At 71.3% G+C, this 13,307-nt stretch carries 12 protein-coding genes and 1 pseudogene; 11 read left to right on the top strand and 2 right to left on the bottom strand.

All coding sequences use genetic code 11. The annotated features are described in order from the left end of the window. Positions 1–87 precede the first annotated feature (87 nt). The 10 genes from ABZ396_RS04715 to ABZ396_RS04670 all read left to right on the top strand — a co-directional run bounded on the left by ABZ396_RS04715 (position 88) and on the right by ABZ396_RS04670 (position 10,256). Positions 88–963: an alpha/beta hydrolase gene (locus ABZ396_RS04715; protein WP_358920252.1), complete on the top strand. Its 876-nt coding sequence runs from the start codon at positions 88–90 to the stop codon at positions 961–963. Between the two features lie 206 nt (positions 964–1,169). Beyond that, positions 1,170–2,138, top strand: a complete 969-nt coding sequence (locus ABZ396_RS04710; RefSeq protein ID WP_358920250.1) for an alpha/beta hydrolase — start codon at positions 1,170–1,172, stop codon at positions 2,136–2,138. Beyond that, positions 2,131–3,339 carry an acyltransferase gene (locus tag ABZ396_RS04705; RefSeq protein ID WP_358920248.1) on the top strand — a complete coding sequence of 403 codons (1,209 nt, stop codon included), beginning with the start codon at positions 2,131–2,133 and terminating at the stop codon, positions 3,337–3,339. The genes ABZ396_RS04710 and ABZ396_RS04705 overlap by 8 nt, the downstream gene beginning before the upstream one ends. Further along, entirely contained in the window at positions 3,332–4,735 is a 1,404-nt protein-coding gene (locus ABZ396_RS04700; protein WP_358920246.1) for a sensor histidine kinase, read from the top strand. Before ABZ396_RS04705 ends, ABZ396_RS04700 begins: the two co-directional genes overlap by 8 nt. Further along, entirely contained in the window at positions 4,722–5,420 is a 699-nt protein-coding gene (locus tag ABZ396_RS04695; protein ID WP_358920244.1) for a response regulator transcription factor, read from the top strand. Before ABZ396_RS04700 ends, ABZ396_RS04695 begins: the two co-directional genes overlap by 14 nt. Positions 5,421–5,567: 147 nt before the next feature. Continuing rightward, positions 5,568–6,905 carry a histidine kinase gene (locus ABZ396_RS04690; RefSeq protein WP_358920412.1) on the top strand — a complete coding sequence of 446 codons (1,338 nt, stop codon included), beginning with the start codon at positions 5,568–5,570 and terminating at the stop codon, positions 6,903–6,905. Continuing rightward, positions 6,902–7,567: a response regulator transcription factor gene (locus ABZ396_RS04685; RefSeq protein ID WP_358920242.1), complete on the top strand. Its 666-nt coding sequence runs from the start codon at positions 6,902–6,904 to the stop codon at positions 7,565–7,567. The genes ABZ396_RS04690 and ABZ396_RS04685 overlap by 4 nt, the downstream gene beginning before the upstream one ends. 265 nt (positions 7,568–7,832) lie before the next feature. Beyond that, positions 7,833–8,318: an RICIN domain-containing protein gene (locus tag ABZ396_RS04680; protein ID WP_359183857.1), complete on the top strand. Its 486-nt coding sequence runs from the start codon at positions 7,833–7,835 to the stop codon at positions 8,316–8,318. A 51-nt stretch (positions 8,319–8,369) separates the two neighbouring features. Next, the gene (locus ABZ396_RS04675) at positions 8,370–9,575 is read left to right on the top strand and encodes a cytochrome P450 (protein ID WP_358920238.1); all 1,206 of its coding nucleotides are present in this window, start codon (positions 8,370–8,372) and stop codon (positions 9,573–9,575) included. A gap of 87 nt (positions 9,576–9,662) precedes the next feature. After that, positions 9,663–10,256 (top strand): Uma2 family endonuclease, encoded by a 594-nt coding sequence (locus ABZ396_RS04670; protein WP_358920237.1) that lies wholly within the window; start codon positions 9,663–9,665, stop codon positions 10,254–10,256. A gap of 10 nt (positions 10,257–10,266) precedes the next feature. Here the strand turns inward: ABZ396_RS04670 and ABZ396_RS04665 are convergent. Then, positions 10,267–10,620, bottom strand: a pseudogene (locus tag ABZ396_RS04665) (ABC transporter permease); the annotation flags it as partial. Between the two features lie 178 nt (positions 10,621–10,798). Continuing rightward, the gene (locus ABZ396_RS04660) at positions 10,799–11,626 is read right to left on the bottom strand and encodes a diacylglycerol kinase (protein WP_358920235.1); all 828 of its coding nucleotides are present in this window, start codon (positions 11,624–11,626) and stop codon (positions 10,799–10,801) included. A gap of 197 nt (positions 11,627–11,823) precedes the next feature. On the opposite strand from ABZ396_RS04660, the gene ABZ396_RS04655 reads away from it, so the two are divergent. Continuing rightward, complete coding sequence (locus ABZ396_RS04655) at positions 11,824–13,107, top strand: adenylosuccinate synthase (protein ID WP_358920233.1); 1,284 nt, start codon at positions 11,824–11,826, stop codon at positions 13,105–13,107. Positions 13,108–13,307: the final 200 nt, after the last annotated feature.

The raw sequence follows: 13,307 nt of genomic DNA, 5'->3' as shown, positions 1-13,307 counted from the left end.
GGCGAATTCCCCACCTGGTCCGCCAATATCTCCCCCAGTGCCGAAAGCCTGGGAGGTACCCCCCCATCGTCGCTGAGAGGTTGGAGCATGCCGGACGACGCCGCAGTAGAACGGGCCACCGCCGAGGAGGAGTCGGCCCTCTCGCACCCGCATGTAGCGCCCGACTCCACGGCGGTCTACGGCGACCACCCCGACCAGGTGATCGACTTCTATGTCCCGCGCGGCGGCGAGACCCTGGCCCCGCTGGTCGTGGTCCTGCACGGAGGTGCGTGGCGGGCCCCGTACGACCGCGGCCACCTCACTCCCTTCGCCGACTTTCTGGCCCGGCGCGGCTTCGCGGTGGCCAGCGTCGAGTACCGGCGCGGTGCGACGCTCCCCGCGCAGGGCGGCTCGGCCCCGGTGGCCGGCCGCTGGCCGGACACCTTCGATGACATCGCTGCGGCGCTGGACGCCGTGCCCGCGCTGGCCCGCGCGGCACTGCCCCAGGCGGATCTGCGCCGCACGGTGCTCACCGGCCACTCGGCGGGCGGCCACCTGGCGCTGTGGGCGGCGGCCCGGCATCTCCTCCCGGCGGACGCCGCGTGGCGCACGTCCGGCCCGGCGTCGCTGCGAGGCGTGGTGGCCCTGGCCCCGATCGCGGACCTCGCGGTGGCGGAGAAACTGGAGGTCTGCGGGCACGCCGCACTCCAACTACTCGGCGGAAACGACCACTTCACCGACCGCCGGCGCTACGCCGACCCGGCGCTTCTGCTCCCCACGGGCATCGCGACCACCCTGGTCCAGGGCCGCACGGACATCGTCGTCCCGCAGGCGGTCGCCGAGTCCTACGCGGAGGCGGCGGCCAAGGCGGGCGAGGTCGTGGGCCTGACGCTGCTGGAGGACGTCGGCCATTTCCCGCTGATCGACCCGGCGGCGGACGCGTGCGCGGTGGTGGCGGAGGAGATCGCCCAACTGGCCTGGTGACAGCCCGCCCTTCCCCCTACTGAGTCGCCCCCACATACCCGTAGTACCTGAGAGCTACCTCCCAGGTTCGCTCCCTGGCGGGACGCGGACGACACCGCCCGCTCCGTAATTTCCCGATCAGACAAGCCCGATGGCCGGGCGAGCTGAACGGGGAGGGGCCGACCATGACGGGGGAGCGGGAGAGGGCTGTTCGTGGGCGCGGGGGCTTGCGCCGAAGGCTGCGCCGCACCACCCTCGCCGCCCTTCTCACCGCGGCAGTGGTCCTGCCCCTCTCCGCGGCCACCCGGCCCCAGATCCCCGCCCCACCCCCGGCCACTCCCGCCACCCCCCTCACCCCGGCCGCCCTCACCGCCGCCTACAGGGCCAACCGCGAGAACGCCGCCGAAGCCGCCCGCATGGCCGCCGCCCACGGCGACATCTCCCGCGCCGTAGCCGACCGCGCCCTCGCCTCCCCCTCCCGCCGTCTCCTCCACTTCGACGCCCGGGGCACCGGCCAGGCCACCGAGGCATTGGGCGACTTGCCGCACGCCACCCGCATCGCCGTCCTCGTCCCGGGCTCGGACACCACCCTCGACACATACGCCCGCTTCCACACCGCGGCCCAGTCCCTCTACCGACGCCTCATCCACGAGCGGCCACATACCCCCACCGCCGTCGTCGCCTGGCTCGGCTACAAGGCCCCCGCCACGATCAGCACCACGGTCCTCACCCCGGGCCGAGCCGACCAGGCGGCCCCGCAGCTGCGCGAGTTCATCCGCGCACTCCACGCCCTCACCGCTCCCGGGCCGGCGGCCGTCTCCCTCCTCTGCCACTCCTACGGCACGGTCGTCTGCGCCCGCGCCGCCCCCACCCTCACGGGTCTCGGCGTCACCGACATCGCGCTGGTCGGCAGCCCCGGCACCGGGGCCGACTCGGCCGCGGCCCTGCACACGTCGGCCCGCATCTGGGCGGCCCGGGGAGCCGGCGACTGGATAGCCGACGTCCCGCACCTGCACGCCGGCCTCTTCGGCACGACCGTCGGCCTCGGCACCGACCCCTTGTCCCCGGCCTTCGGCGCCCGCGTGTTCGCGGCGGGCGCGGGCGGTCACAGCGACTACTTCACCCCGGGCTCGGTCCCCCTGGTCAACCTGGCCCGGATCGTCCTCGGCGAGACCACGGAGGTCACCCGTGCCTAAGCCACCATCGCCCCGCCTCCAGAACCGCATACGTCATCTCGCCCACCGCATCGACAGCGCCACCCCACCCGACCGGGACCGTGCCGTGGACGCCCTCCGTGCGTTCGCCATCCTCGGTGTGGTGCTCGGCCACTGGCTGGTCACCGCGCTGGTGGCGGACGGCGGCGATCTGCACACCAGCAGCCCCCTCCAGCACCTGCCCTGGCTGGCCCCGGTCTCCTGGCTCTTCCAGACCCTCGCCGTGTTCTTCCTGGTCGGCGGCCACGTGGCAAGCCGCAGTTACGCCAGCGCCCAGGCCAACGGCACGCCGTACCACCGCTGGCTGACGGCCCGCCTGTCCCGCCTTTTCGAACCGGTCGCCGCGGTCCTGACCCTCTGGACCATCGCGACCATCGCCCTCCTCCTCTCCGGGACCGACTTCACCACCGTTCGCACCCTCGCCAAACTCGCCCTGTCCCCGCTCTGGTTCCTCGTGGTCTTCGCGGCACTCACGGCGGCGACGCCGCTGGTCACCCGGCTCAACCCGTTGTGGCCGCTGGCCGTCGTCCTCCACGTGGACCTTCTCCGTTTCGCCTTCGGCGCGCCGGCCGGCGTCGGCTGGGTGAACCTGGCCGCCGGCTGGCTGGTGCCGTACACCCTGGGTGCCGCCTGGACGCGCGGCGAACTGGACCGCCCGCTCGCCGGCTGGGTCCTGTTCGCCGCCGGTACGGCGGCGACGGCCGGGCTCGTCGCGTGGGCTGGCTACCCGGCCTCGATGGTCGGCGTTCCCGGCGCGTCCGTCTCCAACCTCAACCCGCCGACCCTGGCCGCCGTCACCTTCGGCCTCGCCCAGTGCGGCCTGGCCCTGCTCCTGCGCGAGCGGCTGCGTCGTACGATGCGCCGCCCGCTCGCCTGGGCGGCGGTGGCCTTCGTGAACCTCTCCGCGATGACGATCTTCCTGTGGCACCAGACGGCCCTGATGGCGACCACCGCGACCGGTCTCCTGTTCGGCCACCTCCCCGGCCTCCACACACCCCCCGACCACCTCACCTGGGTCGCGGCCCGCCTGATCTGGCTCCCGGCGTTCGCCCTGACGCTCGCCGTCTGCTGGGCGGCGTTCCACGTGTACGAGCGGACCGGCGGCCGCCGCACCCCCTCGCGCGTCGTGCGGACGCACCGCTCGTCCGACCGGGCGGCACCGACCGGGGCCCGCCATGTCTAGGCTGGCCGGCGTGACGTCAACGGGGAGGCACCAGGCGTTCGTGGACCGCGTCCTGCCGTGGCTGCGGACGCTGCGCGACGACCTTTGGACGGTCAGGGCGGATCCGCTCCCCTTGTTCGTATGGCTGCGGTGGCTGCCGCACGGCATGGTCTGCCTCGCCGCGTTCGGCATCACGCTCGGCGACGCGGCCCCGGTCCACGCCCATCTGGGCTTCGGGTGGGCCTTCCTGATCGCGCTCGCGAAGGGCGGCGCGGTGGTCCTCGCGCTGTGGCGGCCCATTCCGGCGTGGTGGCTGTCGACCGGGGCCTCGCTGGTGGGCGCCGCCATGCTGCACGGCCTGCTGAGCCGGGACCCCGGGGACGAGTTCACCTGGCCCTGGACCTCGGCCGGGATCATCGCCCAACTGCTCGTACTGCTGCTGCTCGCGCTGCGGGTGCGCACCAGGGTGTCTCTCGAGGCGCTGGTTCTGACCGCACTGGTCACCTACGTCCTGGAGGGCCTGTGGGGCGGTGCCCGCTATCAGCCCACCGGGTTTCTCACCCTCGCCCTGTCCACGGCCGTCGTGATGCTCGGCATCGCCCTGCGTGGCCGTCGCGAGGCACGCGCGGAACTCGGCCACCAGGCCACGCTCACCGCCGAGGAGCGGGCCCGGCGCACCCTGCTGGAGGAACGCAGCCGGATCGCCCGCGAACTGCACGACGTGGTCGCCCATCACATGTCGGTCATCTCGATCCAGGCGCAGGTCGCCCCGTATCTCGTCGACAACCCTCCGGACGAGCTCAGGGAGAACCTCGACGGCATCCGGCACAACGCGCTGGAGGCGCTGACCGAACTGCGCAGAGTCCTGGGCGTGCTGCGCTCGGAGAGCCCCGACGAGGACGCGCCCCACGACGCCGGCCCCGGCCCGCACAGCCCGCAGCCCACCCTGGACCGGCTGGACGCGCTGGTCGAGAACACCAGGGCGGCCGGTCTGGGGGTCACCGCGCGGATCGTCGGCGACCGCCGCCCGCTGCCGCCGGGCGTGGAGCTGTCGGCGTACCGGATCGTGCAGGAGGCGCTGAGCAACGTCCTGCGGCACGCACCGGGGGCCACCGCCCATGTCGAGATCGAGTACATCCCCTACGGACTCCTGGTGTACATCAGGAACTCGCGCCCGACCCGGCCCGCCCCGGCGTCGCCCGGCGCCGGGCACGGACTGCTCGGCATGCGGGAGCGGGCGGGGATGCTCGGCGGCGCGCTGACGGCGGAACCCCGGCCGGACGGCGGCTACCAGGTCTTCGCACGCCTCCCCGCGAGCGTGCCCGCCGCGGGCCTGGGCGACGTCTACGCCCCTGCACCCGCCCCCGACGTCACCGAATTGACCGAACCGAAGGACGCCCCGCATGACGAGCAGTAGCAGCAGAAGCAGCGGCGGCGCCGTCCGCGTGGTCATCGCCGACGACCAGCAGATGGTCCGGCAGGGCTTCACCGTGCTGCTCAACGCCCAGCCCGGCATCGAGGTGGTCGGCCAGGCGGTGGACGGACTGGACGCGGTGGCCAAGGTCGCCGAACTCACCCCGGACGTCGTCCTCATGGACATCCGCATGCCCGAGCTCGGCGGCATCGAGGCCACCCGCCGTATCGTCGGCGAACGCCCGCACATCAAGGTGCTGGTGCTCACCACCTTCGACCTGGACGAGTACGTGTACGAGGCGTTGCGTGCCGGGGCGTCCGGGTTCATGCTCAAGGACGCGTCCGCCGACAAGCTCGCCGAGGCGGTCCGGGTGGTGGCGGCCGGCGACGCGCTGCTCGCGCCCGGCATCACCCGGCGGCTGATCGCCCAGTTCTCCCAGCTGGACGGCGGCAGGGTGCGCGCCCCGCTGAAGACACGCGTCGGCGACCTGACCGAGCGCGAGACGGAGGTCCTCGCGCTGATCGCGCAGGGATTGTCGAACGCGGAGATCGCCGAGCGGCTGGTCGTCGCCGAGCAGACCGTGAAGACCCACGTGGGCCGCATCCTGGTGAAGCTGGGCCTCAGGGACCGCACCCAGGCGGCGGTGTTCGCGTACGAGTCGGGACTGGTACGGCCGTCGGGATACTGACGGTCCCGGAGCCGTGTGGGCGGACCCCTGTGGCAACCCTCGTAGTACCTGAGAGGGATACCGAAGGACCCGTCTCACCGGTGACGACGGTGCCCCTCCCCTCCGCATACCGTCGTGTACGTGACCGAGACGACCCAGACGCACACGATGCCACCGCAGCCACCGGACAGCGCGTTCGAGCCGTACAAACCGCGCAGCCCGGAGATCCGGGCGGCGCTGGACGCCCTGCGCAGGCTGCGGCAGGACCTGTTCCAGGCTGCCTTCGCCTACCGGCCGTTGCCCCCGCTGAGCAGCGACGGTCCGCGCATCCGCCGCCTGTCCGGCCGCATGCGGGAGTACGCGGTCTGGACCCCGCATCTCGCGGTGGCCGCGGCCGGCGGGGTGGCGCTGCTGGCGTCCTTCGCGGACCAGCCGCAGGGGCCGGCAGGCGCCCTGCTGGCCGGTCTGCTCGCCCTGGCGCCGGTGCTGCTCACGCTGGCGCGCCCGGTCGCCGCCTTCTGGCTGTCCCTCGCCGCGACCTGGGCCGGCTCGCTGCTGATGAGTGCCTGGGACGGCTGGCCCTGGGCGCCGGGCAACTTCATCTCCCACCTGGTCGTGCTCACGGTCGTCGCCGCGCGGACCCGTCCGCGCACGGCGGCCTGGATGTGGGCGATCACCGCGTTCTACGGTTTCGCGTCCGTCTCGGTCCTCGGCGCGGGGCACTACGACAACGACGTCGGTTCGATGCTGGTCGTCTCCGCGATAGCCCTGCTGACCGTCACCGTCCGGCAGATCCGCCGGGAGGCCGAACAGACGGTGACAGCCCAGCAGTCGGAGACGGCGCACGAGCGTTCCCGGCGCACGCTTCTCGAAGAGCGCACCACGATCGCCCGCGAACTGCACGACGTGGTGGCCCACCACATGTCGGTGGTCGCCATCCAGGCGGAGGCCGCCCCGTACCGGGTGGAGAACCCGCCACCGGAGCTGGAGAAGGCGTTCGCCACGATCCGCGAGAACGCGGTGGCGGCGCTCACCGAACTGCGCCGCGTCCTGGGCGTGGTCCGCGCCGAGGACTACGAGGCCCCGGACGCCCCGCAGCCCACCCTCGCCGACCTGGACGCGTTGCTCGCCAATGTGCGCGAGGCGGGCCTGAGCGTCGACAAGGCGGTGACCGGCGCGGTCCGTGAACTCCCGCAGGGCGTGGAGCTGTCGGCGTACCGCATCGTCCAGGAGGCACTGAGCAACACCCTGCGCCATGCGCCGGGCGCGCCCGCCCGGGTGGAGATCGGCTATGTCCTCGGCGGCCTGGGCCTGCGCATAGTCAACGGCCCCCAGCCCCAGCCCGCCCTCCTCAAGCCCTCTCCCGGCGCCGGCCACGGCATCACGGGCATGCGGGAACGCGTGTCCATGCTGAACGGCGAGATGACGGCGGCCCCGACGGCCGAGGGAGGCTACGAGGTGACGGTGTTCCTGCCGGCCGCCTCCACCACCGAAGGTGATGCATGACCATCCGTGTACTGATCGCGGACGACCAGATGATGGTGCGCGAGGGCTTCTCGGTCCTGCTGAACGCGATGCCGGACATCGAGGTCGTCGGCGAGGCGGTCAACGGCCGTGAGGCGGTGGACCGCGTCCGGGAACTCGCCCCCGACGTCGTCCTGATGGACATCCGCATGCCCGAGCTGAACGGCATCGAGGCGACGAGGGAGATCGTGGCCGCCGACAGCATGGCGAAGGTCCTGGTCCTGACGACCTTCGACCTGGACGAGTACGTCTACCAGGCCCTGCGCGCAGGAGCCTCCGGCTTCCTCCTCAAGGACGCCTCGGCCCGCCAACTGGCGGACGGCGTAAGGGTAGTGGCCGCGGGCGAAGCCCTACTCGCCCCCTCGGTCACCAAACGCCTGATCACGGAGTTCTCCAAACTCTCCGGCACCCCACGCCTGATGCCCACGGCTCACGCGGCCTACGGCGACCTCACCGACCGCGAGACGGAGGTCCTGATCCTCATCGCCCAGGGCCTCTCGAACGCGGAGATGGCCGAACGCCTGGTGGTGGCCGAGTCCACGATCAAAACCCACGTAAGCCGCATCCTGGTCAAACTGGGCTTACGCGACCGCACCCAGGCAGCGGTGTTCGCATACGAGGCACGACTGGTGACGCCGGGGTAGGGGGTGCCGACCACCTGGGCGCTGGGCACTCAGAACTCGTGAGAGGGCGAGGTCAGACGCTGGGACCCGCGAAGAGACCTTCGGCGTCCGTGACTGCCCACGCGCGGTCCGGACAGGCGCCGAGCTGTTCGTAGTCCGTGGAGCAGCACCACGCTCGGTGGCCCCCGCAACGATCGCCTCAAGCCCGTGAAACCGCTCCGCCAGTCGGGTGGCCCCCTGCTCGGTGCCCGTTGGCGGGGGAGGCGGCGTGGCTACACCAACAGTCATGATCAAGCACATGGGGCGCGGCCTGACCGGGATCGCGCTGACCGCTCTGCCCCTTCTCGTGACCGCGCCCGCCGGCCACGCGGCCGTCCCCGCCGCCCCGGCGCCGGAGGCTTTCAAGATCACCACGCAGCTCAACGGCAAGTGCCTGGCCGCCAACGGCGACAACGTGGAGGTGCAGGCCTGCAGCGCCCGGCCCGTCGGCAACCAGCTCTGGTACTGGGAGGACAAGAAGCTGGTCAACCGCGCCGAATCGCACTGTCTGGACGTCCGCAACGGCGAGCTCAACGCCCCCGCCCAGCTCGTCGGCGACTGCCACGGCCTGGCCGACCAGCGCTGGGTCAAGGACGGCGGCTGGCTGCGCACCGATGTCAGCAACCAGTGCCTGAGCATCCAGAACAACGGAGACCAGCGCGAGCACGCGGGCATCAACCTCCGCGACTGCGGCTCGAACACCTGGCAGTGGTGGACCCTGCCCAACCCGTAAGCCCTGAGACACCCCTGGTCAGGAGGGGGATCGTCGGTCTAACGTCCGTCCATGGCTGCCTTCGACCCCTGGGACCCGGACTTCCTGGCCGACCCGTACCCCTCCTATACCGAGCTCCGCGCCCGGGGCCGGGTGCACTACTTCGAGCCCACCCACCAGTGGCTGATCCCGCGGCACGCCGACGTCTCTGCGCTGCTGCGGGACCGGCGGCTGGGACGGACGTACGAGCACAGGTTCACGCACGAGGACTTCGGGCGGACCGCACCCCCGCCGGAGCACGAGCCGTTCCACACGCTCAACGACCAGGGCATGCTCGACCTCGAACCGCCGGACCACACCCGCATCCGCCGCCTGGTGTCGAAGGCGTTCACCCCGCGCACGGTCGAGCAGCTCAAGCCGTACGTCGCCCAGCTCGCCGGAGAGCTCGTCGACGGGCTGGTCCACCAGGGCGGCGGTGACCTGCTCACCGATGTCGCCGAACCGCTTCCCGTCGCCGTCATCGCCGAGATGCTGGGCATCCCGGAGGCGGACCGCGCCCCGCTGCGGCCCTGGTCGGCGGACATCTGCGGCATGTACGAGCTGAACCCGTCGGAGGAGACGGCGGCGCGGGCGGTCAGGGCCTCGGTGGAGTTCTCCGACTATCTGCGGGACCTGATCGCCGAGCGGCGCAAGGAGCCGGGCGAGGACCTGATCTCCGGGCTGATCGCCGCGCACGACGAGGGCGACCGGCTCACCGAGCAGGAGATGATCTCCACGGCCGTCCTGCTCCTCAACGCCGGCCATGAGGCGACCGTCAACGCCACGGTCAACGGCTGGTACGCCCTCTTCCGCAACCCCGCCCAGCTCGCCGCCCTCCGCGCCGACCACTCCCTGGTCCCCACCGCCGTGGAGGAGTTGATGCGCTACGACACTCCGCTCCAGCTCTTCGAACGCTGGGTGCTGGACGAGATCGAGATCGACGGCACGACGATCCCGAGGGGCGCGGAGATCGCGATGCTCTTCGGCTCCGCCAACCACGACCCCGACGTGTTCCACGATCCCGGGGAACTCGATCTGACCCGTCGCGACAACCCCCACATCTCCTTCAGCGCAGGCATCCACTACTGCATCGGCGCCCCGCTCGCCCGTATCGAGCTGGCGGCCTCCATGACGGCCCTGCTGGAACGGGCTCCGACGCTGAGTCCGGCGGCGGAGCCGCGGCGGAAGCCGAACTTCGTTATCAGGGGGCTGGAGGGGCTGAGCGTCGAGGTGGGGTGACCACCCGTTCGGATGATCAGAAGGGTGATCCGGCATATGCGCCTCAGCGGTTCACCAAGCTGGTGCCTGCCTGCGAAGGGAGGCACGATGACGGTTATGGCAGAGCGCACCTCGTCCCAGATGCCGGTGGACGTGTTCGAGCGGATCGCGGAATTCGCCGAGCGTGTTGACGACACCGTCAGCTTCGAGTTCATCGATGGACGGATCGGGGTCAAGAAGGTGACGGACGGCAACCACGGCTCGATCATCATGTGGCTGATCCGCCAGTGCATGCAGGCCCGGCCGGAGCTGGACCTCAACCCGACACAGGGGCTGAAAGTGGAGGCGTACCGCAAGGGGCGGGCCCGTCCCGACGGCGTACTGGCACCGGTGGGGCACTTCGCGGGACAGGGAGACTGGGCCGAAACCCGTGGAGTGCTGATGGTCGTCGAAATCACCTCGCACGACTCGGACACCCATAAGCGGGATCGGGTCGAGAAACCCCGCGCCTACGCCGAGGCCGGTGTCCCGGTCTACTTGCTGATCGACCGCGACAACCTCTCGATCCTCGTGCACAGCGACCCAGACCTGGAGGACGGGTACCGGGACATCCACGTGGTCCGGCTCGGCGGCCAGGCGGTCCTCCCCGACCCCGTCGGCATCGAACTCAACACCGAGGACCTCAAGCAGTACGTCGACTGAGAGGCAACCCTCAGCTGGTCAGGTCCCGCCTCCGCAACCCCGCCAGCCCGCTGCTTGCCAGCAGCACGGCGAGCCCCAGCAGGATCGTCACCGGCCCCCACTCCATCCCCACGCCCGGCAGCTTGGGCAGGTGGCCGAAGGGGGAGAGGTCCAGGACGAGTTGGGGGGCGTCCAGGGCCGGGCCCACCCAGCCGATCAGCAGGACCGCCACCGCCACTCCCCAGGCCGCCGGGGCCAGGCGAGGTGCGACGCCGTACAGCAGCAGCGTCAGACCGCCGATCACCCAGACCGCCGGGAGCTGCACCAGGCACGCGCCGAGGATCGGGCCCGTCTCCTTGCCGTAGCCGACGGCGAAGCCCGAGCCGTCCGTCGTATCGGAGTCGGCCGCCGCGCGCAGCACGAAGGCCGCGCCCAGGACCGCCGACGTCAGGCCCCTCGCCAGGCGGGCGCTCTCCGTCAGCTGGGCGACGATCGCCGCCATCGTCGGGGTGTGTCAACCAGACCATTAGGGAGGGGTGCTGGATCCGGCGGGGTGGGCCGGCTCAGCCCGGCACCGTGAGCCCCCACGCCCCCTCCACCACCCGCCAGGTCCGCCGCCGTACCGGACCCGTCACGCCCACGTCGGCCCGGTACCGGAAGTCCGTCCCCGTCACCGTCACCGTCCGCCCGGCGGCCCGTACCGGGGTCGCCTCCGCGCCCACCGACAGCGGACGCACCTCCACCTCGGCCAGCCCGTCCCGGCCGCCCGGGATCACCGAGATCCCCTCCACCGGCTGGTCCAGGTCCACCACCGTCTCCCCGTCGACCTCGACCCGCAGCCGAGCAGGACCGGGGCGCGGCACGACCTGGGCCGGGCGGGCGGCCAGGGACCGTACCAGGGTCTGGTACGGCCGCAACCACCCCGGAACGGGCTGCGCAGCCTCCGGCATCGCCGCCACCGGCGGGATCCGCAGCACGCCCAGCACCACCCCGTCGCTGTCGTCGACCAGCAGGTCCAGGCGCCGCTCCACCCCGTCCAGAACCGCCCGCGCCGCCGCCACGGCACCGGTGGGCACCCCCAGTGCGTGCGCGACGCTCAGCGCGCCCCCCACCGGGACCACGGACAGCACACATTCGGCCAGCTCCCGCTGCCGGTGCAGAAAGGTCACCGCGCGGATCAGCGCGGCGTCGTCACCCACCACCACCGGCCGCCGCGAGCCGCGCCGCTCCAGCGCGCGGACGAATTCCTCGGGGCCGTCCGGCAGACACACCTTCGTGGTCGCACCCGCGCTGAGCACGTCTTTCGCGATCCGGACGGATTCACCGTCCGTTTGCCGTGCCGCCGGATCGATGATCACCAGCAGCTGATCGGACCTCGCGAATGTCGCCACCTCGGTCGTGCCTCGCTTCCTCGGGTAGCATCACTGTGCAAGAGCCCCTTGCGCTATTGCGCCAGGGGCTTCGTCTATTCCGGGGCATCCGGTCCGACGGTTGTGCGGCCAAAGACGGTCGCGGTGGTACGCGGCGCCGAACCTTACGCGTACGCCTCTGACCTTGGACATGCCCCGCCCGGAAGGGGTGTACGCGCGTGCCCGCACTTGTGCTGCTCGGTGCTCAGTGGGGTGACGAAGGCAAGGGAAAGGCGACGGACCTGCTAGGCGGATCCGTCGACTACGTGGTGCGTTACCAGGGTGGCAACAACGCCGGCCACACGGTCGTCGTCGGCGACCAGAAGTATGCGCTCCACCTCCTCCCTTCCGGAATCCTCTCGCCTACTTGTGTTCCCGTCATCGGAAACGGCGTCGTCGTCGACCCGTCGGTCCTGCTCTCCGAGCTGAGCGGTCTGAACGAGCGTGGCGTCGACACGTCCAAGCTCCTCATCAGCGGAAACGCGCACATCATCACGCCGTACAACGTCACCGTCGACAAGGTGACGGAACGCTTCCTCGGAAAGCGGAAGATCGGCACCACCGGGCGCGGTATCGGCCCGACCTACGCGGACAAGATCAACCGCGTCGGCATCCGGGTCCAGGACCTGTACGACGAGTCGATCCTGACCCAGAAGGTCGAGGCGGCCCTCGAGGTCAAGAACCAGATCCTCACCAAGCTGTACAACCGGCGCGCGATCGCCGTGGACCAGGTGGTCGAGGAACTGCTGGGCTACGCGGACAAGCTCGCCCCGTACGTCTCCGACACGGTCCTGGTCCTCAACCAGGCCCTGGAGGAGGACAAGGTCGTCCTCTTCGAGGGCGGGCAGGGCACGCTCCTGGACATCGACCACGGCACGTATCCCTTCGTCACCTCCTCGAACCCGACCGCGGGCGGTGCCTGCACCGGCTCCGGCGTGGGCCCGACGAAGATCAGCCGGGTCATCGGCATCCTGAAGGCGTACACGACCCGCGTCGGCGCCGGCCCGTTCCCGACCGAGCTCTTCGACGAGGACGGCGAGGCGCTGCGCCGGATCGGCGGCGAGCGGGGTGTCACCACCGGCCGGGACCGCCGCTGCGGCTGGTTCGACGCGGTGATCGCCCGCTACGCGACCCGCGTGAACGGCCTGACCGACTTCTTCCTCACCAAGCTGGACGTCCTCACCGGCTGGGAGCAGATCCCGGTCTGCGTGGCATACGAGATCGACGGCAAGCGCGTCGAGGAACTCCCCTACTCCCAGACCGACTTCCACCACGCGAAGCCCGTCTACGAGACCCTGCCCGGCTGGTCCGAGGACATCACCAAGGCCAAGTCCTTCGCCGACCTCCCGAAGAACGCGCAGAACTACGTCAAGGCACTGGAGGAGATGTCCGGCGCCCCGATCTCCGCGATCGGCGTGGGCCCGGGCCGCGACGAGACGATCGAGATCAACTCGTTCCTGTAGAGCTGCCCGCTAGTCCGTCCACCGCGCCTCCGGTCAAGCCGTACCGGGGGCGCGGTCACGTGTGGCGGCGGCGACGTTCACAACGAGATCCTCGGCGGACGGAGCCCCTAGACGAGTAAGTCCGATGTCCGGTCAGTGGTCGTAGGCGATCAGTGACCGGGTGATCGGTGCGTTGGTTGCGTTGTTGTGCCAGATCGCGG

Source organism: Streptomyces sp. NPDC005866 (assembly GCF_040629895.1).
GTDB lineage: Bacteria > Actinomycetota > Actinomycetes > Streptomycetales > Streptomycetaceae > Streptomyces.
Note: the sequence above shows the minus strand (reverse complement) of the source record. Positions and strands in the feature narration are given on the sequence as shown.

Coding starts and splice junctions, on each gene's coding strand:
- ABZ396_RS04690 (WP_358920412.1), top strand. CDS start 5,568: ATGCCACCGCAGCCACCGGACAGCGCGTTCGAGCCGTACAAACCGCGC.
- ABZ396_RS04700 (WP_358920246.1), top strand. CDS start 3,332: ATGTCTAGGCTGGCCGGCGTGACGTCAACGGGGAGGCACCAGGCGTTC.
- ABZ396_RS04670 (WP_358920237.1), top strand. CDS start 9,663: ATGACGGTTATGGCAGAGCGCACCTCGTCCCAGATGCCGGTGGACGTG.
- ABZ396_RS04675 (WP_358920238.1), top strand. CDS start 8,370: ATGGCTGCCTTCGACCCCTGGGACCCGGACTTCCTGGCCGACCCGTAC.
- ABZ396_RS04680 (WP_359183857.1), top strand. CDS start 7,833: ATGATCAAGCACATGGGGCGCGGCCTGACCGGGATCGCGCTGACCGCT.
- ABZ396_RS04685 (WP_358920242.1), top strand. CDS start 6,902: ATGACCATCCGTGTACTGATCGCGGACGACCAGATGATGGTGCGCGAG.
- ABZ396_RS04715 (WP_358920252.1), top strand. CDS start 88: ATGCCGGACGACGCCGCAGTAGAACGGGCCACCGCCGAGGAGGAGTCG.
- ABZ396_RS04695 (WP_358920244.1), top strand. CDS start 4,722: ATGACGAGCAGTAGCAGCAGAAGCAGCGGCGGCGCCGTCCGCGTGGTC.